The sequence below is a fragment of the Pseudomonas sp. B21-054 genome, from assembly GCF_026016345.1.
Lineage (GTDB): Bacteria > Pseudomonadota > Gammaproteobacteria > Pseudomonadales > Pseudomonadaceae > Aquipseudomonas.
Genome location: NZ_CP087204.1, coordinates 1,367,654 through 1,393,010, shown reverse-complemented (window position 1 = coordinate 1,393,010; position 25,357 = coordinate 1,367,654). Strand labels below are relative to the sequence as shown.

General features: G+C 60.7%; 20 protein-coding genes and 1 pseudogene. 1 reads left to right on the top strand and 20 read right to left on the bottom strand.

Going from position 1 to position 25,357, the window contains the following annotated elements; all coding sequences use genetic code 11:
- Positions 1-56: 56 nt before the first annotated feature.
- A complete protein-coding gene (locus LOY70_RS06090; RefSeq protein WP_123342531.1) occupies positions 57-1,169 on the bottom strand; it encodes an S-(hydroxymethyl)glutathione dehydrogenase/class III alcohol dehydrogenase in 1,113 nt (370 codons plus the stop codon).
- Between the two features lie 108 nt (positions 1,170-1,277).
- Here LOY70_RS06090 and LOY70_RS06085 point away from each other — a divergent pair, with 108 nt between their 5' ends.
- Entirely contained in the window at positions 1,278-2,174 is an 897-nt protein-coding gene (locus LOY70_RS06085) for a LysR substrate-binding domain-containing protein (protein WP_265034178.1), read from the top strand.
- A 174-nt stretch (positions 2,175-2,348) separates the two neighbouring features.
- Here the strand turns inward: LOY70_RS06085 and ispD are convergent, their stop codons facing one another.
- The 19 genes and pseudogenes from ispD to uppS form a co-directional block, all read right to left on the bottom strand.
- Positions 2,349-3,056 (bottom strand): 2-C-methyl-D-erythritol 4-phosphate cytidylyltransferase, encoded by a 708-nt coding sequence (gene ispD, locus LOY70_RS06080; RefSeq protein WP_123415589.1) that lies wholly within the window; start codon positions 3,054-3,056, stop codon positions 2,349-2,351.
- Positions 3,053-3,331, bottom strand: a complete 279-nt coding sequence (gene ftsB / locus LOY70_RS06075; protein ID WP_025212129.1) for a cell division protein FtsB — start codon at positions 3,329-3,331, stop codon at positions 3,053-3,055. The genes ispD and ftsB overlap by 4 nt, the downstream gene beginning before the upstream one ends.
- A gap of 171 nt (positions 3,332-3,502) precedes the next feature.
- Positions 3,503-4,792, bottom strand: a complete 1,290-nt coding sequence (gene eno, locus LOY70_RS06070) for a phosphopyruvate hydratase (RefSeq protein ID WP_058542192.1) — start codon at positions 4,790-4,792, stop codon at positions 3,503-3,505.
- A 154-nt stretch (positions 4,793-4,946) separates the two neighbouring features.
- Positions 4,947-5,792: a 3-deoxy-8-phosphooctulonate synthase gene (gene kdsA / locus LOY70_RS06065; protein ID WP_265034176.1), complete on the bottom strand. Its 846-nt coding sequence runs from the start codon at positions 5,790-5,792 to the stop codon at positions 4,947-4,949.
- A 4-nt stretch (positions 5,793-5,796) separates the two neighbouring features.
- Positions 5,797-7,428: a CTP synthase gene (locus LOY70_RS06060; RefSeq protein WP_123342534.1), complete on the bottom strand. Its 1,632-nt coding sequence runs from the start codon at positions 7,426-7,428 to the stop codon at positions 5,797-5,799.
- A 298-nt stretch (positions 7,429-7,726) separates the two neighbouring features.
- Positions 7,727-9,031 (bottom strand): tRNA lysidine(34) synthetase TilS, encoded by a 1,305-nt coding sequence (gene tilS / locus LOY70_RS06055; protein ID WP_265034175.1) that lies wholly within the window; start codon positions 9,029-9,031, stop codon positions 7,727-7,729.
- A gap of 135 nt (positions 9,032-9,166) precedes the next feature.
- A complete protein-coding gene (locus tag LOY70_RS06050) occupies positions 9,167-10,114 on the bottom strand; it encodes an acetyl-CoA carboxylase carboxyltransferase subunit alpha (protein ID WP_123342536.1) in 948 nt (315 codons plus the stop codon).
- Between the two features lie 149 nt (positions 10,115-10,263).
- The gene (gene dnaE / locus LOY70_RS06045; protein ID WP_265034174.1) at positions 10,264-13,785 is read right to left on the bottom strand and encodes a DNA polymerase III subunit alpha; all 3,522 of its coding nucleotides are present in this window, start codon (positions 13,783-13,785) and stop codon (positions 10,264-10,266) included.
- Positions 13,786-14,026: 241 nt separating this feature from the next.
- Positions 14,027-14,686, bottom strand: a complete 660-nt coding sequence (rnhB, locus tag LOY70_RS06040) for a ribonuclease HII (RefSeq protein ID WP_265034173.1) — start codon at positions 14,684-14,686, stop codon at positions 14,027-14,029.
- Entirely contained in the window at positions 14,683-15,813 is a 1,131-nt protein-coding gene (lpxB, locus tag LOY70_RS06035) for a lipid-A-disaccharide synthase (protein WP_265034172.1), read from the bottom strand. Before lpxB ends, rnhB begins: the two co-directional genes overlap by 4 nt.
- A gap of 2 nt (positions 15,814-15,815) precedes the next feature.
- Positions 15,816-16,592, bottom strand: coding sequence for an acyl-ACP--UDP-N-acetylglucosamine O-acyltransferase (lpxA, locus tag LOY70_RS06030; protein WP_123342540.1), 777 nt, complete (start codon positions 16,590-16,592; stop codon positions 15,816-15,818).
- A complete protein-coding gene (gene fabZ, locus LOY70_RS06025) occupies positions 16,589-17,029 on the bottom strand; it encodes a 3-hydroxyacyl-ACP dehydratase FabZ (protein ID WP_008154051.1) in 441 nt (146 codons plus the stop codon). Before fabZ ends, lpxA begins: the two co-directional genes overlap by 4 nt.
- 102 nt (positions 17,030-17,131) lie before the next feature.
- Positions 17,132-18,187, bottom strand: coding sequence for a UDP-3-O-(3-hydroxymyristoyl)glucosamine N-acyltransferase (gene lpxD / locus LOY70_RS06020; RefSeq protein WP_123415582.1), 1,056 nt, complete (start codon positions 18,185-18,187; stop codon positions 17,132-17,134).
- Between the two features lie 3 nt (positions 18,188-18,190).
- On the bottom strand, positions 18,191-18,694 hold the full coding sequence (locus tag LOY70_RS06015) for an OmpH family outer membrane protein (RefSeq protein WP_003184901.1): 504 nt from the start codon (positions 18,692-18,694) through the stop codon (positions 18,191-18,193).
- Positions 18,695-18,739: 45 nt separating this feature from the next.
- On the bottom strand, positions 18,740-21,115 hold the full coding sequence (gene bamA, locus LOY70_RS06010) for an outer membrane protein assembly factor BamA (protein WP_123342542.1): 2,376 nt from the start codon (positions 21,113-21,115) through the stop codon (positions 18,740-18,742).
- Positions 21,116-21,189: 74 nt separating this feature from the next.
- Positions 21,190-22,543: pseudogene (gene rseP, locus LOY70_RS06005) on the bottom strand (sigma E protease regulator RseP).
- Positions 22,544-22,595: 52 nt separating this feature from the next.
- Complete coding sequence (ispC, locus tag LOY70_RS06000; protein ID WP_265034162.1) at positions 22,596-23,786, bottom strand: 1-deoxy-D-xylulose-5-phosphate reductoisomerase; 1,191 nt, start codon at positions 23,784-23,786, stop codon at positions 22,596-22,598.
- Entirely contained in the window at positions 23,783-24,589 is an 807-nt protein-coding gene (locus tag LOY70_RS05995; protein WP_123342545.1) for a phosphatidate cytidylyltransferase, read from the bottom strand. The genes ispC and LOY70_RS05995 overlap by 4 nt, the downstream gene beginning before the upstream one ends.
- Entirely contained in the window at positions 24,589-25,344 is a 756-nt protein-coding gene (gene uppS / locus LOY70_RS05990; protein ID WP_025212115.1) for a polyprenyl diphosphate synthase, read from the bottom strand. The genes LOY70_RS05995 and uppS overlap by 1 nt, the downstream gene beginning before the upstream one ends.
- Positions 25,345-25,357 lie beyond the last annotated feature (13 nt).

The following is a 25,357-nucleotide window of genomic DNA, read 5'->3' as shown; positions in this document are numbered from 1 at the left end:
TACAAGAGAACGCGATGCCCACTTGCAGCTTGTAGCTTGCCGCTTACAGCTGCTCCTTAGAAATGAATAACGGTACGGATGCTCTTGCCTTCGTGCATCAGGTCGAACGCCTTGTTGATATCTTCCAGGCCCATGGTGTGAGTGATGAAAGTATCCAGCGGAATTTCGCCCTTCTCGGCCATTTCCACGTAGCTAGGCAACTCGCTGCGACCGCGCACGCCGCCGAATGCCGAACCGCGCCAGACGCGCCCGGTCACCAACTGGAATGGACGAGTGGCGATTTCCTGGCCAGCCCCGGCCACGCCGATGATCACCGACTCTCCCCAGCCCTTGTGGCAGCACTCCAGCGCGGCACGCATCAACTGGACATTGCCGATGCATTCGAAGGAAAAGTCCACGCCGCCATCCGTCATGTCGACGATGACTTCCTGGATCGGACGGTCGAACTCCTTCGGGTTGACGCAATCGGTGGCGCCCAGTTGCTTGGCGATTTCGAACTTGGCCGGGTTGATGTCGATCGCGATGATGCGCGATGCCTTGGCCTTCACGGCGCCAATCACTGCCGACAGGCCGATGCCGCCCAGGCCAAAGATGGCCACGGTGTCACCCGGCTTGACCTTGGCGGTGTTGAGTACCGCGCCGATACCGGTGGTGACGCCACAGCCCAGCAGGCAGACTTTTTCCAGCGGCGCTTCCTTGGGGATTTTCGCGACGGAGATTTCTGGCAGCACGGTGTATTCGGAGAAGGTCGAGGTGCCCATGTAGTGGAAAATCGTCTCGCCCTTGTAGGAAAAGCGCGAAGTGCCATCTGGCATCAGGCCTTTGCCCTGGGTGGCGCGAATCGCCTGACACAGGTTGGTCTTGCCCGACTTACAGAATTTGCACTGACCGCACTCCGGCGTGTACAGCGGAATCACATGGTCGCCCACCGCGACCGACGTCACGCCCTCGCCGATGGCTTCGACAATGGCACCGCCTTCATGGCCGAGGATCGACGGGAAGATCCCTTCCGGGTCGGCACCCGACAAGGTGTAGGCGTCGGTGTGGCAGACACCGGAAGCCACCACACGCAGCAGCACTTCGCCCGCCTTGGGCATGGCGACGTCGACTTCAACGATTTCCAGGGGTTTCTTGGCCTCGAAGGCAACGGCAGCGCGCGACTTGATCATCCGGTCTCTCCAGTGAAATAAAAACAAGACCGGGAGTGTAATCCTCCGCCGGACGATGAATAATCCAGCCAAAAGCAAAACATTATTGCTGTACAGGGATAATCAATCATGTCCGACAACCGCTGGGAAGGGATTGACGAGTTCGTCGCCGTGGCCGAATGCAGCCAATTCACCGCGGCTGCCGAGCGTCTTGGGGTTTCCTCCTCCCACATCAGTCGACAAATCGTACGGCTTGAAGAACGCCTACAGACACGACTGCTGTATCGCAGTACCCGCCGGGTCACCCTGACCGAGGCTGGCCAGACCTTTTTGCAGCATTGCCAACGCCTGCAGGACGGACGCGAGGAAGCCCTGCGAGCCGTGGGCGATCTCACCAGCGAACCCAAGGGCATGCTGCGCATGACCTGTGCCGTGGCCTATGGCGAGCGGTTCATCGTGCCGCTGGTGACGCGGTTCATGGGACTCTACCCGCAGCTACGGGTGGACATTGAACTGAGCAACCGCCCTCTCGACCTGGTTCACGAATCGCTGGACTTGGCGATTCGCCTGGGGCGCCTGCAGGACTCACGCCTGGTTGCCACGCGCCTGGCCCCGCGGCGCATGTATTTATGCGCCTCGCCGTCCTACCTCGAACGCTACGGTCGTCCCCACAGCTTGTCGGAATTGAGCCGTCACAACTGCCTGATTGGCAGCTCCGACATCTGGCAATTGGAGCAAAACGGGCGGGAATTTTCCCAGCGAGTACAGGGAAACTGGCGTTGCAACAGTGGACAGGCAGTGCTCGATGCGGCCCTGCAAGGTGTGGGGTTGTGTCAGTTGCCGGATTATTACGTGCTGGAACACTTGCACAACGGCGCGTTGATATCGTTGCTGGAGGCGCATCAGCCGCCGAATACAGCCGTTTGGGCGCTGTATCCGCAGCAGCGGCATCTCTCGCCGAAGGTGCGCAAGTTGGTGGAGTATTTGAAGGAGGGGTTGGCCCAGCGGCCGGAGTATCGGGGTTAAAGTCAGCTGGCTTCTGTCAGTAATTTATCAGGTGCCTGATCTATCGCCATCGCGAGCAAGCTCGCTCCCACAGGGATTTCGGCAGATACAAATATGTGTCTGGAGAAGATCCAATGTGGGAGCGAGCTTGCTCGCGAAGGCCGCGACACGGTATCGGAACTGATCAGAAGTTGATCAGCGACGACCCGCCCAGTGCCGGCGCAACCACTCCAAATCTTCCGGCCGAGTGATCTTGATGTTATCGGCCCGCCCCTCGATCAACCGTGGCGCCTGCCCCGCCCACTCCATGGCAGACGCTTCATCGGTAATCAGCGCATCCGCCACCAGGCTGTCGGCGAGGGCTCGATGCAAGGCGCCGAGGCGGAACATCTGCGGCGTGTAGGCTTGCCAGATCACGCTGCGATCGACGGTTTCCAGCACGCGACCCTGTTTGTCGACGCGCTTGAGGGTATCGCGCGCCGGAACGGCCAACAGGCCACCGACCGGATCGTTCGCCAACTCGCTGAGCAGCGTGTCCAGGTCGTCCCGGGCCAGGTTCGGCCGGGCGGCGTCGTGGACCAGCACCCAATCGAAATCGTCGGCGCCTTGCTCGTGCAGATGCAGTAATGCGTTGAGCACCGAGTCCGAACGCTGTTCGCCACCGTCCACGCGCTGGATGCGCGGATCATTGGCACAGGCCAGGGTCGGCCAATAAGGATCATCGTGTGCAACGCTGACCACCACGCCCTTGACGGTGGGATGGTCGAGGAAACAGCCGAGGCTGTGTTCAAGAATAGTGCGCCCGCCCAGTTGCAGGTATTGCTTGGGACGGTCCGCGGCCATGCGGGCACCGACGCCCGCGGCAGGAATCACGGCCCAGAAGGCCGGCAAACGAATACTCATTGGGCCAACTGGTAGAGGGTTTCACCCTCCTTGACCATGCCCAGTTCATGACGAGCCCGCTCTTCAACGGTCTCCATGCCTTTTTTCAACTCGCTGACCTCGGCATCCATCACCCGATTACGCTCCAGCAATGCTTCGTTTTCAGCGTGCTGGTCGGCTATTTGCTGAGTCAGGTCGGCCACTTGCGCCAGACTGCCATTGCCCACCCACAGGCGGTACTGCAGGCCAGCCAGCAACAGGAGCAAGACAAGAAACAACCAATTGGGACTGCGCATCGAATATCAGGTATCCAGTGAAAAAAGACAGCCATGCCAAACTTTGAAACGTCTGATAGCACGAAGCCTGGAAAAACCAGGCTTGTGCTTGATAAGGCATCAGATTAGAGGCAAAACCGTCGCCAGGGCGACCTTTTCGACACTATCCGCTGTCTTTTTACCATTTACTGCTTAACCGCGAAACTCGGCGCGACCGTTGTACTTGGCCTTGCCGTTCAACTGCTCTTCGATACGCAGCAGTTGGTTGTACTTGGAAACGCGGTCGGAACGGCACAGCGAGCCGGTCTTGATCTGGCCTGCCGCAGTGCCCACGGCCAGGTCGGCGATGGTCGAGTCTTCGGTTTCGCCGGAGCGGTGGGAGATCACAGCCGTGTAGCCGGCGGCCTTGGCCATCTGGATGGCTTCCAGGGTTTCGGTCAGGGTGCCGATCTGGTTGAACTTGATCAGGATCGAGTTGGCGATCTTCTTGTCGATGCCTTCTTTCAGGATCTTGGTGTTGGTCACGAACAGGTCGTCACCCACCAGCTGGGTCTTCTCGCCGATCTTGTCGGTGAGGATTTTCCAGCCGGCCCAGTCGGACTCGTCCAGGCCGTCTTCGATGGAAATGATCGGGTAGCGTTCGGTCAGGCCCTTGAGGTAATCGGCGAAACCTTCGGCGGTGAATACCTGGCCTTCGCCGGACAGGTTGTACTTGCCGTCTTCGTAGAACTCACTGGCGGCGCAGTCCAGGGCCAGGGTCACGTCGGTGCCCAGCGTGTAACCGGCGTTGGCCACGGCTTCGGAGATCACTTTCAGCGCGTCTTCGTTGGACGCCAGGTTCGGTGCGAAACCGCCTTCGTCGCCAACGGCGGTGCTCAGGCCACGGGCCTTCAGCACGGCCTTGAGGTGATGGAAAATCTCGGTGCCCATGCGCAGGCCTTCGGAGAAGGTCTTAGCGCCAACCGGCTGTACCATGAATTCCTGGATGTCGACGTTGTTATCGGCATGCTCGCCGCCGTTGATGATGTTCATCATTGGCACCGGCATCGAGTACACGCCCGGCGTACCGTTGAGGTTGGCGATGTGCGCGTACAGCGGCAGGTCCTGGTCCTGGGCAGCGGCCTTGGCAGCGGCCAGGGACACGGCGAGGATCGCGTTGGCGCCCAGGGTGGCTTTGTTTTCGGTACCGTCGAGCTTGATCATTGCGTGATCGAGGGCTTTCTGGTCGGCAGGATCCTTGCCCAGCAACAGGTCGCGGATCGGACCGTTGATGTTGGCGACGGCTTTGAGCACGCCCTTGCCCAGGTAACGGCTCTTGTCGCCATCACGCAGCTCCAGCGCTTCGCGCGAGCCAGTGGAAGCACCGGAAGGCGCGCAGGCGCTGCCGATGATACCGTTGTCGAGAAGCACGTCCGCTTCAACAGTGGGGTTGCCACGGGAGTCGAGAACTTCACGACCTTTGATGTCGACGATTTTTGCCATTGTTGTAAACACTCCAAAGTTGACGAAAACGACGCAGCGAGAGGAAATCTTTTACCGTCGGCGGGTATGGAACGGCAGGCAAGCGCACCGACGATAACGCCAGGCCCGCAGGCCAGAGCGTTTATCGAGCGGTACTTTACCGGAGAAAACCGCGTTACGCGGTTTCTATCGTCGGAAAACCCTTGACCAGCTCGTCCAACGCCTTGAGCTGAGACAGGAAAGGTTCCAGCTTGTTCAAGCGCAGGGCACAAGGGCCGTCGCACTTGGCGTTGTCCGGGTCCGGGTGGGCCTCGAGGAACAGCCCCGCCAGGGATTGGCTCATGCCAGCCTTGGCCAGGTCGGTCACCTGGGCGCGACGGCCGCCGGCGGAGTCGGAACGACCGCCTGGCATTTGCAGGGCGTGCGTCACGTCGAAGAACACCGGGTATTCGAACTGCTTCATGATGCCGAAGCCGAGCATGTCCACCACCAGGTTGTTGTAGCCGAAGCTCGAACCACGCTCGCAGAGGATCAACTGGTCATTGCCGGCCTCTTCGCACTTGCTCAGGATGTGTTTCATTTCCTGGGGGGCGAGGAACTGGGCTTTCTTGATGTTGATCACCGCGCCGGTCTTGGCCATCGCGACCACCAGGTCGGTCTGGCGCGACAGGAAGGCCGGCAGTTGGATGATGTTGCAGACTTCGGCGACCACTGCGGCCTGGGCCGGCTCGTGGACGTCGGTGATGATCGGCACGCCAAAGGCTTGCTTGATGTCCTGGAAGATCCGCATGCCTTCTTCCAGGCCCGGGCCACGGTAGGAGCTCACGGACGAGCGGTTGGCCTTGTCGAAGCTGGCCTTGAAGACATAAGGGATCCCCAGTTTCTGCGTGACCTTCACGTATTCCTCGCAGACCTGCATCGCCATGTCGCGGCTTTCCAGCACGTTCATGCCGCCGAACAGCACCATGGGCTTATCGTTGGCAATCTCGATGTCGCCGACGCGAATGATCTTCTGGGCCATCGTCTTATGCCTTTTTCTGATGTTGAGCCAAAGCGGCTTTCACGAAGCCGCTGAACAGTGGATGACCGTCCCGTGGCGTCGAGGTGAACTCGGGGTGGAACTGGCAGGCGACGAACCATGGATGATCCGGGGCCTCGACCACTTCCACCAACGCGCCGTCACCGGAGCGACCGGAGATTTTGAGGCCGGCCTCGATCAGTTGCGGCAGCAGGTTGTTGTTCACTTCGTAACGATGACGGTGACGCTCGACGATCACATCCTTGGCATAGCAGTCATGCACCAGGGAACCGGCTTCGAGCAGGCAATCCTGGGCGCCGAGGCGCATGGTGCCGCCCAGGTCGGAGGCTTCGGTGCGTACTTCCACGGAACCGGTGGCATCTTCCCATTCGGTGATCAGCCCGACGACCGGATGGCCGCTGGCGCGATCGAATTCGGTGGAGTTGGCGTCTTTCCAGCCCAGCACGTTACGGGCGAACTCGATGACCGCCACTTGCATGCCCAGGCAGATACCCAGGTAAGGCACCTTGTTTTCACGCGCGTACTGCACCGCGGTGATCTTGCCTTCCACGCCACGCAGGCCGAAACCGCCCGGAACGAGGATCGCATCGGCACCTTCGAGCAGGCCGGTGCCCTGGTTCTCGATGTCTTCGGAATCGATGTAGCGCAGGTTGACCTTGGTGCGGTTGCTGATGCCGGCGTGACTCATCGCCTCGATCAGCGACTTGTAGGCGTCCAGCAACTCCATGTACTTGCCGACCATGGCGATGGTGACTTCGTGTTCCGGGTTGAGCTTGGCATCGACCACGGCTTCCCATTCGGACAGGTCGGCGCCGGCACACTGCAGGCCGAAGCGCTCGACGACGAAATCGTCCAGGCCCTGGGAGTGCAGGATGCCCGGGATTTTGTAGATGGTGTCGGCGTCTTCGAGGCCGATGACCGCACGCTCTTCAACGTTGGTGAACTGGGCGATCTTGCGACGCGAAGAGATGTCGATCGGGTGGTCGGAGCGGCAGATCAGGACGTCTGGCTGCAGGCCGATGGAGCGCAGTTCCTTGACCGAGTGCTGGGTCGGCTTGGTCTTGGTTTCGCCAGCGGTGGCGATGTACGGGACCAGGGTCAGGTGCATCAGCATCGCGCGCTTGGCGCCGATTTCGAAACGCAACTGGCGGATGGCTTCGAGGAACGGCTGGGACTCGATGTCGCCCACGGTACCGCCGATCTCGACCATCGCCACGTCGGCGTCGCCAGCACCCTTGATGATGCGGCGCTTGATTTCGTCGGTGATGTGCGGGATGACCTGGATGGTCGCGCCCAGGTAGTCACCACGACGCTCCTTGCGCAGCACGTGTTCGTAGACACGGCCGGTGGTGAAGTTGTTGTTCTGGGTCATGGTCGTGCGGATGAACCGCTCGTAGTGGCCCAGGTCCAGGTCGGTCTCGGCGCCGTCGTGGGTGACGAACACTTCACCGTGCTGGAACGGGCTCATGGTGCCCGGGTCGACGTTGATGTACGGGTCCAGCTTGAGCATGGTGACCTTAAGTCCCCGCGCCTCCAGGATGGCCGCCAATGAAGCCGAGGCAATGCCTTTCCCCAATGAAGAAACAACACCGCCCGTGACGAATATGTAGCGCGTCATGAAAAACCCTAGAAGTCTGCGTTAAAGCGGTCCGAGCCGCCGGGGAAAGCGAAGGAAGGCCGAAGCCCCCGATCACCTGCATTAATCACAGTGCACCTTTCAAAAAAACCGCCGCGTTGGGACAGACCGGAAGTGAAATCACCGGTACGTTGCTCGCTACACATTTTTTGGAATCGCCCAGCAAAGACTGCTTGGTAATCGGCAACTCCTGCAATTCAGGCGAATCCACAGAAGTTGTATCAAGAAGGGAGCGTAGTCTACCGGAAAGCCCCTATCAGCTCAAACCCAGATCTTGGCTTCATGGTGTCCAGATCAATTTCCAACAACCACCAGCGTCTGTGTCGAGCCCCTTCAGGTTGGCCACCGCCAGCAATTGCTCACCCCGATACAGCAGCGGCAATCGGCCGCGAACAAAAGCAGGCACGCCGTTTTCATTGAGCAAACGCTTGAGATCCCGATGACCGCGGCCGGGTAATTCCATCACCTCTCCGCCTTGACGATAGCGCACGCAAAGTGGGCCCGCAGGCGGCTTGCCACCCAGCGTGACCCCGCCATTGCCCGACAAGCGCAGCGGTACCGAGGGATCGGGCCACGGGACGGCGCCTGGAGCCGGACGCAACCAGTGGTCGGATAACCACCAGATCCGCCCGCCGGTCCGATGCAGCTCACCGTCGGCCAGGCGCCAGATGGGATGGGCATCACCCTTGGCATCACGCAGCGAGTCCCAACCGGACCAGTGATCGCTGTCGGGCAACGTCGTCATCGACGCCAGCCAGTGGCTCATTGCATTGCGTTGGCGGGCCGGCGACAGCGCCTGTAGCGGTGCCAGTTCGAGCGATCGCAAGCCAAGCCAGTCAAACGCACCGGGGGTTGTAGCGCCGGCCAGATCGATCCGCGCCAGGTCACCCAGCAAGCCTTGGGCTTCACTCAAGTGCGCAGCGCTGCGAGCCAGGGTCATCGAGGCCTGGGGCCACTGTTCGGTCAATACGGGGAAAACCCGCTGGCGCAGGTAATTGCGCGCGTAGCGGTGATCGTCGTTGGAAGGGTCTTCGACCCAGCTCAAGCCCTGTTGCGTCGCGTAGCCTTCCAACTCCGCGCGGGACACATCGAGCAAGGGCCGCAGCAAGTAACCCTGGCCCAAAGGACGCTGACTCGGCATCGCCGCCAAGCCCCTCACCCCCGCCCCGCGCAGCAAACGAAACAACAGGGTTTCAGCCTGGTCGTCGCGGTGCTGGGCCGTGAGCAGCACTTCATTGTCGTGGATCGCTGCCAGGAAAGCGCCATAACGCGCCTCCCTGGCGGCACGCTCGAGGCTGGCGCCAGGCTGGACCTGGACATGAACCACCTGCAACGGCACCCCAAGGACATCGCAGACCGAACGACAGTGGTCCGGCCAGGTATCAGCCACAGCCTGCAGGCCATGATGGACATGGATCGCGCAGAGCGTTGGCAGGGAATGGTTTTTTGAGAGAGATGCGAGCAGGTGCAACAGAACGGTGGAGTCGAGGCCGCCGGAGAAGGCGATGCGCCAGGTGACGGCGTCGCGCCAGGGGGATAGCTGTGTGAGGAGCCGGGTTGGCAGATCAATCCTGGGCTGATTCATAGAAACTGGCCTTCACACAAATCAAATGTGGGAGCGAGCTTGCTCGCGATAGCGGCGTATCAGTCAACTTATCTGTTGAATGTTAAACCGTTATCGCGAGCAAGCTCGCTCCCACACAGGGGTACAGCGCTTGGCTCAGAGACCGTAGCTCATCAACCGCTCGTAGCGACGGGTCAACAGCGCATCGTTGTCGAATTTCTTCAGCATCGACAGTTGCGAGCTCAGCTCGGCGCGAATCAACGCCGCCGCCGCAGCCGGGTCGCGATGAGCGCCGCCCACAGGCTCGCTGATCACTTTATCGACAATGCCCAGGCCCTTGAGGCGCTCGGCGGTGATGCCCATGGCTTCAGCGGCATCCGGCGCTTTCTCGGCGGTTTTCCACAGGATCGAGGCGCAGCCTTCCGGCGAGATCACCGCGTAAGTGGAATATTGCAGCATGTTCAGTTGATCGCAGACGCCAATGGCCAGCGCACCGCCAGAACCGCCTTCGCCGATCACAGTGGCGATGATCGGCGTTTTCAGGCGCGCCATGACGCGCAGGTTCCAGGCGATTGCCTCGCTCTGGTTGCGCTCTTCGGCGTCGATGCCCGGGTAGGCGCCCGGCGTGTCGATGAAGGTCAGGATCGGCATCTTGAAGCGCTCGGCCATTTCCATCAGGCGGCAGGCCTTGCGGTAGCCTTCAGGGCGCGGCATGCCGAAGTTGCGACGGACCTTCTCACGCACTTCGCGGCCTTTCTGATGGCCGATAACCATCACTGGCTGGTCGTCCAGACGGGCGACACCGCCGACGATGGCGGCATCGTCGGAGAAGTGACGGTCGCCGTGCAACTCATCGAACTCGGTGAAGATATGCTCGATGTAGTCCAGGGTGTAGGGACGACGCGGGTGACGCGCCAGACGCGCGATCTGCCAGCTGGTCAGCTTGCCGAAGATGTCTTCGGTCAGCGTACGGCTTTTGTCCTGCAGACGAGAGATTTCATCGCCGATATTCAGCGAATTGTCATTACCGACCAAGCGCAACTCTTCGATCTTGGCTTGCAGGTCGGCGATCGGCTGTTCGAAATCTAGAAAATTCGGGTTCATAGGCGTCCGTCTTGGGTCGACGTCCAAGAGAGCTTGGGCCGGCCGGTTGTCTATTCGCGCCTACCTTAAGGGAGAGGCGCGTTCAGGTCGAGATTAAAAATTCAGGTCGAGATCAGGGTCGTTCTGGTTTCCAGAGTGGCACCTGGCCGTCAACGGTATTGGAGGAAGACGTTGTCTTTGCCGAACTGGTCACGCAAGGCTTGAATCAACGCATCCGCCGGATCGATTCGCCAGCCCTCGCCGAACTGCAACACGGCCTTGGCGTCGGGGCGCACATACTCCATGGTGATCGGGCAGGCACCGCGATGGCGCTTGAACAATTCGCCCAACCAACGCAGCTGATCGCCCTTGAGGTCCTGGGTCTGCAACTTCAGGCGCAGGCTTTCGGCCAGGTTGGTACGGGCATCTTCCATGCTCATCACCCGCTTGACCCGCAGCCGCAGGCCACCGGAAAAGTCGTCGTTACTGACCTCGCCTTCCACCACCACCATCGCGTCAGTCTGCAACAACGACTGCGCCGAGTGGAACGCCTCGGCAAACAACGAAGCCTCGATGCGCCCGGAGCGGTCGTCGAGGGTGATGAAGCCCATCTTGTCGCCCTTCTTGTTCTTCATCACCCGCAGGGCAATGATCATCCCGGCGACGGTTTGTGTATCGCGTGCCGGCTTGAGGTCGATGATGCGCTGGCGGGCGAAACGGCGGATCTCGCCTTCGTACTCGTCGATGGGGTGCCCGGTCAGGTACAGGCCCAAGGTGTCTTTCTCACCTTTGAGGCGTTCCTTGAGGGTCAGCTCCTTGGCCTTGCGATGATTGCCGTAGACATCGGCATCTTCCTCGACGAACAGCCCGCCAAACAGGTCGGCGTGGCCGCTGTCGTGGGTGCGAGCCGTCTGCTCGGCGGCCTTGATCGCTTCTTCCATGGCCGCCAGCAACACCGCGCGGTTGCGGTCGATGTTGGCCTGATAGGCCTTGGGCTCATCCTGGAAGTACGGACCCAAACGGTCCAGCGCGCCACTGCGGATCAAGCCGTCGAGGGTGCGCTTGTTGATGCGCTTGAGGTCGACCCGGGCGCAGAAATCGAACAGGTCCTTGAACGGCCCGTCCTGGCGCGCTTCGGTGATGGCCTCCACCGGCCCCTCGCCCACACCCTTGATCGCACCGAGGCCATAGATGATGCGGCCCTCGTCGTTCACCGTGAACTTGAACTCCGAAGCATTCACGTCCGGGGCGTCGAGGCGCAGCTTCATGGTCCGCACTTCTTCGATCAAGGTCACGACCTTGTCGGTGTTGTGCATGTCCGCCGAGAGTACCGCGGCCATGAACGGCGCCGGGTAATGCGCCTTCAGCCAGGCAGTCTGGTAGGACACCAGGCCATAGGCGGCGGAGTGGGATTTGTTGAAGCCGTAGCCGGCGAATTTTTCCACCAGGTCGAAAATGTTACCGGCCAGGTCAGGGTCGATGCCGTTGGTGGCGCAACCGTCAATGAAACCGCCGCGCTGCTTGGCCATCTCCTCGGGTTTCTTCTTACCCATGGCCCGACGCAGCATGTCCGCGCCGCCGAGGGTGTAGCCGGCCATGACCTGGGCAATCTGCATCACCTGTTCCTGGTACAGGATGATGCCGTAGGTCGGTGCCAGCACCGGTTTCAAGCCTTCGTACTGATAATCCGAGTGCGGGTACGCCAGTTCGGCGCGGCCGTGCTTACGGTTGATGAAGTCATCCACCATGCCGGACTGCAACGGGCCCGGACGGAACAGGGCCACCAGTGCGATCAAGTCTTCCAGGCAGTCGGGCTTGAGCTTTTTGATCAGCTCTTTCATGCCCCGGGATTCCAGCTGGAACACCGCCGTGGTTTCGGCTTTTTGCAGCAGGCTGTAGGTCGGTTTGTCATCGAGCGGGATGAAGGCGATGTCCAGCGGCTCTTCGCCCACCTTGGCCCGGTCACGGTTGATGGTTTTCAGCGCCCAGTCGATGATCGTCAGGGTCCGCAGGCCGAGGAAGTCGAACTTCACCAGGCCCGCCGCCTCGACGTCATCCTTGTCGAACTGGGTGACCAGGCCATCGCCCTCTTCATCGCAATAGATCGGCGAGAAGTCAGTCAGCTTGGTCGGCGCGATCACCACGCCACCGGCGTGCTTGCCGACGTTACGCACCACGCCTTCGAGCTTGCGGGCCATCTCCCAGATTTCGGCGGCTTCTTCATCGACCTTGATGAAGTCCCGCAGGATTTCTTCCTGCTCGTAGGCTTTTTCCAGGGTCATGCCGACTTCGAACGGAATCATCTTCGACAGGCGATCCGCCAGACCGTAGGACTTGCCCTGCACCCGCGCCACGTCACGCACCACCGCCTTGGCGGCCATGGAACCGAAGGTGATGATCTGGCTTACCGCGTTGCGGCCGTATTTCTCGGCCACGTAGTCGATCACCCGGTCGCGGCCGTCCATGCAGAAGTCGACGTCGAAGTCGGGCATGGATACCCGTTCCGGGTTGAGGAAACGTTCGAACAGCAGGTCATATTCCAGCGGGTCGAGGTCGGTGATCTTCTGCACGTAGGCCACCAGCGACCCGGCACCCGATCCACGGCCAGGGCCCACCGGCACGCCGTTGTTCTTGGCCCACTGGATGAAGTCCATCACGATCAGGAAGTAACCGGGGAAGCCCATCTGGATGATGATATCCAGCTCGAAATTCAACCGGTCGACATAGACCTGGCGCTTGGCTTCGTAATCTTCGGTGGTGTCCTTGGGCAGAAGGACGCGGAGGCGGTCCTCGAGACCGTCAAAAGACACCTTGCGGAAATACTCGTCGATGGTCATGCCATCGGGGATCGGGAAGTTGGGCAGGAAGTGCTTGCCCAGCTTCACTTCGATGTTGCAGCGCTTGGCGATCTCGACGGTGTTTTCCAGCGCCTCGGGCAGGTCGCTGAACAACTCGGCCATTTCCTCGGCGCTCTTGAGGTATTGCTGGTCGCTGTAATTCTTCGGACGGCGTGGATCGTCAAGGGCCCGGCCCTCACCAATACAGACGCGGGTTTCGTGGGCCTCGAAATCTTCCTGCTTGATGAAGCGCACGTCGTTGGTCGCCACCAGTGGCGCGCCGATCCTGTCAGCCAGGGCCACGGCGGCGTGCAAGTGTTCTTCATCGTTGGGGCGATTGGTGCGTTGCACTTCGATGTAGAAGCGATCGGGGAACACCGCCATCCAGTCGCGGGCCAGGACTTCGGCCTCTTCGGCGTTGCCACTGAGCAGGGCCAGGCCGATTTCACCTTCCTTGGCCGCCGACAGCATGATCAACCCTTCGCTGGCTTCGGCCACCCACTCGCGCTCGATGATGATCGAGCCGTTACGCTGGCCGTCGATAAAGCCGCGGGAAATCAGCTCGGTCAGGTTGCGGTAACCCACGGCATTCATCACCAACAGGCTGATGCGGCTCAGCGGCGCGTCCGGGTCCTTGTTCGACAGCCAAAGGTCGGCACCGCAGATCGGCTTGATCCCGGCGCCCATGGCAGCCTTATAGAATTTGACCAGCGAACACATGTTGTTCTGGTCGGTGACCGCTACGGCAGGCATGTTCATGCCCACCAGGGTCTTGACCAATGGCTTGATCCGCACCAGGCCATCGACCAGGGAGTATTCAGTGTGCAGGCGTAGATGAACGAATGAAGCCGGCATAGTGATCCTGCGTTAAGTCATGAAAACAACAAGGCCCGGATTGTACCGGGCCTTGGGTAAAACATCAGCCATGAGTGTCCGGTCTTGAAAACGCGAACACGGCTTTTGTGGCGAGGGGATTTATCCCCGCTGGGGCGCGAAGCGGCCCTTAAACCTGACAACCCGTTACGCCTGATAGACTTCGGGACTGCTTCGCAGTCCAGCGGGGATAAATCCCCTCGCCACAAAAGCATCGTTCGTCTTAAGAAACAGGGCACTGACTGTTTATGATCAACCCTTCACGGGCTTCATAGGCCAGTCGCACCGGAGCGAACGAACGCCGGTGGATGGGCGTTGGCCCAAGGCGCGCCAGGGCTTCCAGATGAACGGGGGTCGGGTAGCCTTTGTGACCGCCGATGCCATAGCCTGGGTAGATCAATTCGAAAGCAGCCATTTCCCGGTCGCGGCTGACTTTGGCCAGGATCGAGGCCGCCGCGATGGCGGGCACCTTGCCGTCGCCCTGGATGACCGCTTCGGCGCGCATCGACAGCTTCGGGCAACGATTGCCATCGATCATCGCCAGCTTCGGCGTGATGTGCAGGCCTTCCACGGCACGCTGCATGGCGAGCATGGTGGCGTGCAGGATATTCAGTTCGTCAATTTCTTCGACTTCAGCCCGGGCAATGCACCAGCTCAGGGCTTTCTCGCAGATTTCGTCGTAGAGTTTTTCGCGACGGGCCTCGGTGAGCTTCTTGGAGTCGTTGAGGCCCAGGATCGGCCGGTTCGGGTCGAGAATAACCGCCGCCGTCACCACCGCGCCGCACAACGGGCCGCGCCCGACTTCATCGACACCGGCCACCAGCTCTTCCACTTCGGCGACCAGGTTGAAGTCCAGGCCCATCTGTAGCTTTACGTTGCTCATGGTTTTGCGCCGATCAGGGTCAGCACCGCGTCTGCCGCCTGGTTAGAGGCATCGCGACGCAAGGTACGGTGGATTTCGTCAAAGCCCCGGGTTTGCTCCTGGCCGCCGTCGATCAAGGGCGAAAGCGTGTTGGCCAACGCCTCGGCGGTCGCCTCGTCTTGCAACAACTCGGGCACCAGCAAGCGCTGGGCCAGCAAGTTCGGCAGGGAGACATAAGGGCTCTTGACCATACGCTTGAGAATCCAGAACGTCAGCGGCGCCAGGCGGTAGGCGACCACCATCGGGCGTTTATACAACAATGCCTCAAGGGTAGCAGTGCCGGAAGCAATCAACACCGCATCACAGGCCGCCAACGCGTCATGGGAACGGCCGTCGAGCAACGTCACCGGCAAATCGCGACCGACCAGCAGGGCTTCCAGCTGGACGCGACGCTGCGGACTGGCACACGGCAGGACAAAACGCACATCAGGACGCATCGCCCGCAGGCGCTCAGCGGCATCGAAAAACAAGCCACCCAGGCGGCTCACTTCGCCACCCCGGCTGCCAGGCATCAAGGCCACCAGCGGTCCTTCCGGCAGGCCCAACACCTGGCGAGCGGCTTCGCGGTCGGCCTCCAGGGGAATGGTATCGGCCAGGGTGTGACCGACAAACCGCACCGGCACGCCCTTCTCCTCGTAGAACCGGGCTTCGAACGGCAGCAGCGTCAGCATCAGGTCGCAGCCTTCGCGAATCTTCAGCACCCGCTTCTGCCGCCAGGCCCAGACCGACGGGCTGACGTAATGCACGGTCTTGATACCGGCCTGGCGCAATTTGAGTTCGATGTTGAGGGTGAAATCCGGTGCATCGATGCCGATGAACACATCCGGCTTTACATCGATCAGGGTCTGGATCAGTTTCTTGCGACGGGCCAGCAACTCCCGCAGGCGACCGAGCACTTCCACCAACCCCATGACCGACAGACGTTCCATCGGGAAATAAGACGTCAGCCCCTCGGCTTGCATCAATGGACCGCCGACCCCGATGAATTCCACGGCGGGGTGCTGCACCTTGAGCGCGCGCATCAGACCGGCGCCCAGAATGTCACCGGAAGCCTCTCCCGCCACCAGTGCGATACGCAAATTAGCCATGATTAGCGCGTGATGCCGCGGGTCGAAGACTGGATGGAGTCGCGGAATATCGCGACTTCCGGATACTGCACCGAAGCCTCGGCCAGTTCGGCAAGCGCCTGCTCGACCGTCAGGCCCTGGCGATACACAACCTTGTAGGCGCGACGCAGCGCAGTAATGGCCTCTTCGCTGAAACCACGACGCCGCATGCCTTCGAAGTTCATGCTGCGCGCTTCAGCCGGATTGCCGAACACGGTGACGTAGGCCGGGACATCCTTGCCGATGGCGGTGCCCATCCCAGAAAAGCTGTGGGCGCCGATGTGGCAATACTGGTGCACCAGGGTGAAGCCGGACAGGATCGCCCAGTCAGCCACATGCACGTGACCGGCCAGCGCGGTGTTGTTGACCAGGATGCAATGGTTACCGATAACGCTGTCATGGCCGATGTGGGCGTAGGCCATGATCAGGTTGTGGTCGCCCAGGGTCGTTTCGCTGCGATCCTGAACGGTGCCACGGTGAATCGTCACGCCTTCGCGGATCACGTTGTGATCACCGATGACCAGACGGGTTTCCTCGCCTTTGTACTTGAGGTCGGGCGTGTCCTCGCCTACCGAAGAAAACTGGTAGATGCGGTTGTGACGACCGATCCGGGTGGGTCCCTTGAGAATTACGTGGGGACCAATCACCGTACCCTCGCCGATTTCCACACCTGCGCCGATGATCGACCACGGGCCGACCTCGACATCGGCGGCCAGGACGGCCGTCGGATCGATGATTGCGCGAGGGTCAATCAAACTCATAGTTTGCGTTCCGCACAGATGATTTCAGCGGAGCAGACCGGCTTGCCGTCGACCGAAGCCTGGCATTCGAACTTCCAGATCTGGCGCTTGCAACTGATGAACCTGGCCTCGAGGATCAACTGATCGCCCGGGGTGACCGGCTGGCGGAAACGCAGCTTGTCGGAGCCGACAAAGTAGTAAAGCGTGCCGTCGGCTGGCTTTACGTCGAGCATTTTGAAACCAAGGATCCCGGCAGCCTGAGCCATCGCTTCGATGATCAGCACGCCCGGCATGATTGGATGCGCGGGGAAGTGACCATTGAAGAACGGCTCGTTGATGCTGACATTCTTGTAGGCGCGAATGCGCTTGCCTTCAACATCCAGGTCCACCACCCGATCCACCAACAGGAACGGGTAACGGTGAGGCAGGTATTCGCGAATCTCGTTGATGTCCATCATTTCGGGGGAAGCCTATGTAAAGATTGGGGGCGCGAGTGGCGCGCACTCCGCTAGCAAATCAAGGAGCCTTAACGGCCGTGAACACTTGATATGAAAATGGTATCAGCCATCTGATGAAGCATTACCGTCAGGGGTCACGTCCCCTACACGCTTTTCCACCTGTCGCAGACGTCGCGCGATGTCATCGAGCTGACGAATACGGGCCGCGCTCTTGCGCCATTCGGCCGCCGGCTGCATCGCCGTACCGGAAGAATAGGCACCCGGCTCGGTAATCGAGTGGGTCACCATGGTCATCCCGGTCAGGAATACGTTGTCGCAGATATCGATATGTCCCACCAACCCCACGCCACCAGCCAGCATGCAGTGCTTGCCGATCTTGGTGCTGCCGGAGATGCCCACGCAGGCGGCCATGGCCGTGTGGTCACCGACCTGGACGTTGTGGGCGATCTGGATCTGGTTGTCGAGCTTGACGCCATTGCCAATGACCGTATCGGCCAGTGCACCACGGTCGATCGCGGTGTTGACGCCGATTTCCACATCATCGCCAACCGTGACGCCACCGATCTGGGCGATCTTCTGCCAGATGCCTTTCTCGTTGGCGAAACCGAATCCTTCGCCACCCAGCACCGCGCCAGACTGAATCACCACGCGCTTGCCGATGCGAACATCGTGATACAGGGTGACCCGCGGAGCCAGCCAGCCGCCTTCGCCGACCTCGCTGCGCGCCCCGATGAAGCAATGGGCGCCCAACGTGACACCGGCACCGATGCGGGCCGCACTTTCGATGACCACAAAAGGGCCGATGCTGGCCGTGGGATCGACCACCGCATCTGCCGCGATCACGGCACTGGGATGGATACCCGCGGCCGGCTTGGGCTTGGGATCGAACAGATGGGATATCCGCGCATACGCCAGGTACGGATCGGGCACGATCAGCGCATCGCCGGCAAACCCTTCGGCATCAGCGGCCTTGAGCAACAGCGCGGCAGCCCGGCTGTCGGCCAGGTACTTGCGGTATTGGGGATTTGCCAGAAAGCTCAACTGAGCTGGGCCAGCCTCTTGCAAAGTGGCTAGCCCAGTAATTGTCTTCTCCGGGTCGCCACGCAGGGTGGCGCCGAGGAACTCGGCCAATTGGCCGAGCTTGATGGTCGCGCTCATGGATTACTTCAGCTGATTCATGCGCTCGATGACCTGACGCGTGATGTCGTACTGAGGCTTGACATCAATCACTGCGCCACGCTCGAACACCAGGTCAAAACCACCTTTCTTGATGACTTCTTCCACCGCACTGTCGAGCTTCGGCTTGAGCTGCTTGAGCATTTCGCGGTCGGCAACGGCTTTCGCTTCGTTCAGTTCCTTGGACTGGAACTGGAAGTCACGGGCCTTTTGCTTGAATTCAAGCTCCAGGCGCTCGCGCTCGCCTTGGGCCATCTTGTCGCCACCGGCGACCAGGCGGTCCTGGATCCCCTTGGCGCTGCTTTCCAGGCCCTTGAGCTTGGTCAGCTGCGGGCCGAATTTTTTCTCGGCATCCACGGCGTATTTCTTCGCCGCATCGGATTCCAGCAGGGCCATCTGATAATTCAGTACGGCGATCTTCATGTCGGCAAAAGCCGGGCCCGCGACCAGTACGGTCGCCAGGAGAACCAATTGAGTCAACTTACGCACGATGTACTCCTACAAAATCCATTGTCGTTATCTTGGGTCAGACGCTTAGAACGTCTGGCCGAGGGAGAATTGGAACACTTGAGTTTCAGCGTCATCCGGTTTCTTGATCGGCATCGCCAGGGCGAAGCTCAACGGACCCAGTGCGGTGACCCAAGTCACGCCCACACCTACGGAACTGGCCATATTGCTCAAGCTGATGTCGTTGCACTTGGTGTTGGAACTAGTACCGTTGGTGTTGGTGGTGTCGCTGCACGAAGAATCGAATACGTTACCCACGTCCCAGAATACCGAGGTACGCAGGGAGCGCTGATCCTTGACGAACGGCATCGGGAACAGAACCTCGACGCCACCCTGGATCAGCACGTTGCCACCGAATGGAAGCGGATCCTGGTCCGGGTCAGCGATGGTTCCAGGGTTGGTGCCCCGGCTCGGCGTACTACGCGGCCCAAGGGTGTTGTCCTTGAAACCACGGACCGAGTTGAAGCCACCGGCATAGTAGTTCTCGTAGAACGGCAAGCCATCAGTCGAACCGTAACCGTCGCCATAGCCCAGCTCGGTGTGCAGGCGCATGGTGTAGGTGTCAGTCAGCGGCTGGAACAGCTGGCCGCGATAATCGAGCTTGAAGAACGACAGGTCGCTACCAGGCGTGGTGGTTTCCAATACCAGGCTCTGGGAATGGCCACGAGTCGCCAGTACGCCCTTGTTCAGGGTCGACTCAGACCAACCGGCGGACGCCTTGAAGTTCAGGTAGTTATCGCCTTCCTTCTCAACGAAGTCGAAGATCTCGTCAACGGTATACCGACCGGTGTTGATCTTGTCCTGCTGGGCGGTAAGACCGAATGTCAGGCGCGAGGTCTCGCTGATTGGATAACCCACGTTGACGCCGGCACCCAGGCTGTCCACCGCATAGCTGGAGATATCCGCATCGAGCTCGTCATAGTCAGTGGTGCGATAGAAGGCGTTATAGCCCAGGCTCACACCGTCAGCGGTCCAGTAGGGGTCTACATAACCGAAGTTGTAGCGGGTCTGGTACTCACTGCGGGTCAAGCCGATGCTGACCTTGTTACCAGTACCCAGGAAGTTGTTCTGGGTGATCGAGCCGCCCAGGATCAGGCCGGCACTCTGGGCGAAACCGACACTGGCGGTGATCGAACCGGAGGCCTGCTCTTCGACGCTGTAGTTCACATCGACCTGGTCATCGACGCCCGGTACTGCCGGGGTCTCGACGTTGACTTCCTTGAAGAAGCCCAGGCGCTCCAGACGGGTCTTGGACTGGTCTATCAGGTAGGTCGATGCCCAGCCACCTTCCATCTGGCGCATTTCGCGGCGCAGCACTTCGTCCTCGGACTTGGTGTTGCCACGGAAGTTGATGCGGTTGACGTAGGCACGCTTGCCCGGGTCCACGGCGAAGGTGATGTCGACGGTGTGGTCTTCATCATGGGGCTGCGGCACGCCGTTGACGTTGGCGAAGGTATAACCCTCGTTACCCAGGCGACGGGTGATCAGCTCGGACGTGGTGGTCATCAGCTTGCGCGAGAACACCTGGCCCTTCTGCACCAGCAGCAGCGACTTGACCTGGTCTTCAGGCACCTTCAGGTCACCGCTGAGCTTGACGTCACGAACGGTGTACTTCTCGCCTTCGTTGACGTTGACGGTGATGTAGACGTGCTTCTTGTCCGGGGTGATGGACACCTGGGTGGAAGCGATGTCCATGTTGATGTAGCCGCGGTCCAGGTAGTAGGAACGCAGGCGCTCCAGGTCACCGGAGAGTTTTTCACGGGCGTACTTGTCGTCGTTCTTGAAGAACGACAGCCAGTTGGTGGTCTTGAGTTCGAAGAGATCGATCAGGTCTTCATCAGGGAAAACCGTGTTGCCCACCACGTTGATGTGCTGGATGGCCGCCACGGTGCCTTCGTTGATGTTGACCTTCAGGCCGACGCGGTTGCGCGGCTGCGGCACCACTTCGGTGTCGACGGTGGCCGAGTAGCGACCCTGGGCGACGTATTGACGCTGCAGTTCGTTACGCACGCCTTCGAGGGTGGCACGCTGGAAGATCTCGCCTTCGGCCAGGCCGGATTGCTTGAGGCCTTTCATCAGGTCTTCAGTGGAGATCGCCTTGTTGCCTTCGATCTCGATACTGGCGACCGATGGGCGCTCGACAACCGTGATGACCAGGACATTGCCGTCACGACCCAATTGGATATCTTGAAAGAAGCCGGTTTTGAACAGCGCACGAGTGGATTCCACCAGGCGCCGATCATCCGCCTGCTCGCCGACGTTCAACGGCAAGGCACCAAAGACGCTACCCGCGGAGACCCGCTGGAGGCCATTGACGCGAATATCAGAGATAGTGAAGGACTCGGCGTGAACTTCGGCGATCATCAATACGGTGAGAACCGCAGTTAGCAGCAGACGTTTCATGAAGTCCTTTCTTATTCCAACTGGCAATAAACAAACTGCCGCAAAATGCGGCAGATTCGCAATTCAGCGACGCGTTACAGACGACCCAGATCGTTGACCAGGGCAAGCAACATGACCCCGACCACCAAGCTGATACCGATCTGTATCCCCCAACCTTGCACCCGATCCGACAAGGGACGACCACGCGCCCACTCGATCAGATAGAACAGCAAATGCCCCCCATCCAGTACTGGAATGGGTAGCAAATTCAGAACCCCCAGGCTAATGCTCAGATAAGCAAGGAAATTCAGGAAATCAGCGACGCCCGACTGGGCAGAAGCGCCCGCCACTTTAGCAATGGTTATCGGTCCACTCAAGTTTTTTACCGAGAGCTCACCGAACAACATTTTCTTGAGTGAGTCCAGGGTCAGGACACTCATGGTCCAGGTACGACGCGCACCCTCGCCAATCGCCGCCACAGGGCCGAAGCTGACCTCGCGAATCATCTCCGGTGGCCAGTCGACCGCCTTGACGCCCGCCCCCAGGTAACCGGTCGGTGCCTTGCTCTCGCCACGGGCAGCCAAGGCTACCGGGACGTCGATTGAAGCACCGTCGCGCTCGACGCGCAGGACAATTTTGGCGTCAGGACGGACACGGACCGAATCGACCACCTGCTGCCAGTCGCTGACCGGTTGGCCATCGAGCGTCAGCAATCGGTCACCGGTCTTCAGGCCCGCGGCCTGGGCCGGGCCTTTCGGATCGAGTTCGGCGAGCACCGGTGGCAACGCCGGACGCCATGGACGGATGCCCAGGGAACGGATCGGATCCGGCTCGTCGGCGCCCTTGAGCCAGCTATCCAGCACCAGCTCCCGAGGCGAATCCGTCGTAGAGCCCTGCTCACGCACCATCAATTGCAACGAACCGCTCTCGCCCAGGCGCCGCACCAGCTGCAGATTGACGGCGGCCCAACCCGAAGTCGGCTCGCCATCGATAGCGACGATTTCCTCCCCCGCGCCGAGCCCGGCCCGGGCCGCAATACTGCCGGCCTCCACCGCACCGATGACAGGACGCACCTGCTCGCTGCCCAGCATGGCCAACGCCCAGAAAAAAAACCATGGCCAACAGAAAGTTGGCAATCGGCCCCGCCGCCACGATGGCGATACGCTGGCGGACCGTCTTGCGATTGAAGGATTGATCGAGCTGATCGGCAGGTACTTCACCCTCGCGCTCGTCAAGCATCTTCACGTAGCCACCCAACGGGATGGCCGCCACGACGAACTCGGTGCCGTGCTTGTCGTGCCAGCGCAGCAACGGCATGCCAAAGCCCACGGAAAAACGCAGGACCTTGACGCCACAGCGACGCGCGACCCAGAAATGACCGAATTCGTGAAATGTGACCAGCACCCCCAACGCAACCAGGGTGCCGACAATCATATAGAGCGCGCTCATCTGTTTTCTCCGCAATCCTGTCCAGGGCAGCCCTGGCTAACGTCTCGCAGCTTCAACGCCCGTGGCGCCGCAGCCATTGGCCCGCCAACTCGCGAGCCCTGGCGTCCGCAGTGAATACCGCGTCGAGGTCATCGACCGAAACCACGGCCTCGAGGTTCAAGACCTCCTCGATGATACTCGCGATCTCGGGGTAACGGACACGTTCCTCGAGAAACGCTGCAACCGCCACTTCATTGGCGGCGTTGAGCATGGCCGGCGCACTGTTGCCCGCCTCGGCCGCCTGTCGCGCCAGGCGCAGACAGGGGAAACGCTGCTCATCGGGCGCCTGGAAATCCAGGCGAGCGATGGCAAACAGGTCCAGCGGCGCCACGCCCGAATCGATTCGCTCCGGCCAGGCCAGCGCATTGGCGATCGGCGTGCGCATGTCCGGGTTGCCCAACTGGGCCAGCACCGACCCGTCTATATAATCCACCAGGGAGTGAATCACGCTCTGCGGATGGATCACCACCTCGACCTGGGATGGCTTGGCATCGAACAGCCAGCAGGCCTCGATCAGCTCCAACCCCTTGTTCATCATGCTGGCCGAATCCACGGAAATCTTGCGCCCCATGGACCAATTCGGATGCGCACAGGCTTGCTCGGGCGAAACATGCACCAATTCTTCCAGCGGTGTCTGCCGGAACGGACCACCGGACGCTGTCAGCAAAATCCGCCGGACGCCCACAGCACCCAGGCCACGGGAAAAATCCTGCGGCATGCACTGAAAAATCGCGTTGTGTTCACTGTCGATGGGCAGCAGCACCGAACCGCTTTTGCGCACAGCCTGCATGAACAGCGCACCCGACATCACCAGCGCTTCTTTATTGGCCAACAGGATCTTCTTGCCAGCCTCCACCGCCGCCAACGTCGGACGCAGGCCCGCCGCCCCGACGATCGCCGCCATCACCGCGTCGACTTCAGGGTCGGAGGCCACCTGACACAAACCCTCTTCTCCCACCAGGACCCGCGTAGGCAAACCGGCCGCTCGCAGATCATCCTGCAACGCCCGCGCCACGCCGGCCTCGGGCACCACGGCAAAGCGCGGCGTGTGGCGTATGCACAACGCCAGCAACTCGCTCAAGCGCGTAAAACCACTCAGGGCGAAAACCTGGTAGCGCCCGGGGTGCCGGCCGATGACGTCAAGCGTACTCAGGCCAATCGAGCCGGTCGCACCCAGGACAGTGACCTGCTGAGGACGACTCACGGCGCCGCCATCCACAGCAGCACGGCGAAGATCGGGATCGCGGCGGTCAGGCTGTCGATGCGATCCAGCACACCACCGTGACCCGGCAACAGATTACTGCTGTCCTTGATCCCGGACTGACGCTTGAACATGCTTTCGGTCAGGTCGCCGACCACCGACACAAATACGATAAGCGCGGCACCAAACAGGCCCATCAGCAGCTGGGCGACCGTCCAGTCCCGCACGAAACCGACCACGGTCGTAATCACCAGGCTCAGGGCCAGGCCACCGTAGACACCTTCCCAGCTCTTGCCGGGGCTGACCTTCGGTGCCAGCTTGCGCTTGCCGAAGGCCTTGCCAGAGAAATAAGCCCCGACGTCGGCGCCCCAGACCAGCACCATCACGGCCATGATCTGCCAGTTACCCAACACGCCTTGCTTGATCCAGATCAGCCCCTGCCAGGCCGGCAACAGGATCAACAGGCCGATCATCAGCTTGGTCGCCGCATTGGCCCAATGGTGCGTGGTACGCGGATAGGTGAGCACCAGGAAGGTTGCCGTCGCCCACCACAGGACCGCTGCTCCCAGCACCCAAGGCGCGATGCCTGGCACCAGGTACATGACGAAGAGCATGGCCGCCACGACTGCTGCGTAGGTGACGCGCGCCGACTGCGCAGGAAAACCTGCCAGACGCGCCCACTCCCACGCCCCCAAGGTCACCACCAGCCCGATGAACAGGGCAAAACTTGCCCCTTCGAGCAAAAAGAACCCGCACAGGGCGATGGGCAACAGGATCAGGGCAGTGATGATTCGTTGTTTGAGCATTAAACCCGGGCTCCAGCTTCGATCTGCTCGCTCGTTTTACCGAAGCGACGCTGACGGGAAGCGAAATCGGCCAGTGCGGTGCGCATGGCTTCGTGTTTGAAGTCCGGCCAGAACAGGTCGGAGAAGTACAACTCGGCATACGCCAGCTGCCAGAGCAGAAAATTGCTGATGCGATGTTCGCCACCGGTACGGATGCACAAGTCCGGCAGCGGCAGGTCGCCGGTAGCCAGACAGGTTTGCAACAGCTCGGGGGTGATGTCTTCGGGCCGCAGGTGGCCGGCCTGGACTTCCCGCGCCAACCGCTGGGCCGCCTGGGCGATGTCCCACTGGCCGCCATAGTTGGCGGCGATCTGCAGGACAAACCGGTCGGCACCGGCGGTCGCAGCCTCGGCTTCACGCATCGCGGCTTGCAGCTCAGGATGAAAACGCGAGCGATCGCCAATGATGCGCAGGCTGATGCTGTTCTCGTTGAGACGCTTGGCCTCACGACGCAAGGCCTTGAGGAACAGATCCATCAAGGCACTGACTTCATCGGCCGGACGCTGCCAGTTCTCGCTGGAGAACGCGAACAGGGTCAACACTTCGACACCGGCTTCGGCGCACACCTCGATGACCGCGCGAACCGCATCGACCCCCGCCTTGTGCCCGGCAACGCCAGGCATAAAGCGTTTCTTGGCCCAGCGATTATTGCCGTCCATGATGATCGCCACGTGGCGCGGCACCGCGAACGGCACGGCCTGCTTGGTCTTATCCATGAAAACGAGACCC

Coding starts and splice junctions, on each gene's coding strand:
- eno (WP_058542192.1), bottom strand. CDS start 4,792: ATGGCAAAAATCGTCGACATCAAAGGTCGTGAAGTTCTCGACTCCCGT.
- lpxA (WP_123342540.1), bottom strand. CDS start 16,592: ATGAGTTTGATTGACCCTCGCGCAATCATCGATCCGACGGCCGTCCTG.
- lpxB (WP_265034172.1), bottom strand. CDS start 15,813: ATGGCTAATTTGCGTATCGCACTGGTGGCGGGAGAGGCTTCCGGTGAC.
- ispD (WP_123415589.1), bottom strand. CDS start 3,056: ATGAGTATTCGTTTGCCGGCCTTCTGGGCCGTGATTCCTGCCGCGGGC.
- tilS (WP_265034175.1), bottom strand. CDS start 9,031: ATGAATCAGCCCAGGATTGATCTGCCAACCCGGCTCCTCACACAGCTA.
- LOY70_RS06060 (WP_123342534.1), bottom strand. CDS start 7,428: ATGACGCGCTACATATTCGTCACGGGCGGTGTTGTTTCTTCATTGGGG.
- dnaE (WP_265034174.1), bottom strand. CDS start 13,785: ATGCCGGCTTCATTCGTTCATCTACGCCTGCACACTGAATACTCCCTG.
- LOY70_RS05995 (WP_123342545.1), bottom strand. CDS start 24,589: ATGCTCAAACAACGAATCATCACTGCCCTGATCCTGTTGCCCATCGCC.
- LOY70_RS06085 (WP_265034178.1), top strand. CDS start 1,278: ATGTCCGACAACCGCTGGGAAGGGATTGACGAGTTCGTCGCCGTGGCC.
- kdsA (WP_265034176.1), bottom strand. CDS start 5,792: ATGGCCCAGAAGATCATTCGCGTCGGCGACATCGAGATTGCCAACGAT.
- uppS (WP_025212115.1), bottom strand. CDS start 25,344: ATGGATAAGACCAAGCAGGCCGTGCCGTTCGCGGTGCCGCGCCACGTG.
- LOY70_RS06050 (WP_123342536.1), bottom strand. CDS start 10,114: ATGAACCCGAATTTTCTAGATTTCGAACAGCCGATCGCCGACCTGCAA.
- ftsB (WP_025212129.1), bottom strand. CDS start 3,331: ATGCGCAGTCCCAATTGGTTGTTTCTTGTCTTGCTCCTGTTGCTGGCT.
- LOY70_RS06090 (WP_123342531.1), bottom strand. CDS start 1,169: ATGATCAAGTCGCGCGCTGCCGTTGCCTTCGAGGCCAAGAAACCCCTG.
- fabZ (WP_008154051.1), bottom strand. CDS start 17,029: ATGATGGACATCAACGAGATTCGCGAATACCTGCCTCACCGTTACCCG.
- rnhB (WP_265034173.1), bottom strand. CDS start 14,686: ATGAGCAACGTAAAGCTACAGATGGGCCTGGACTTCAACCTGGTCGCC.
- bamA (WP_123342542.1), bottom strand. CDS start 21,115: ATGAAACGTCTGCTGCTAACTGCGGTTCTCACCGTATTGATGATCGCC.
- lpxD (WP_123415582.1), bottom strand. CDS start 18,187: ATGAGCGCGACCATCAAGCTCGGCCAATTGGCCGAGTTCCTCGGCGCC.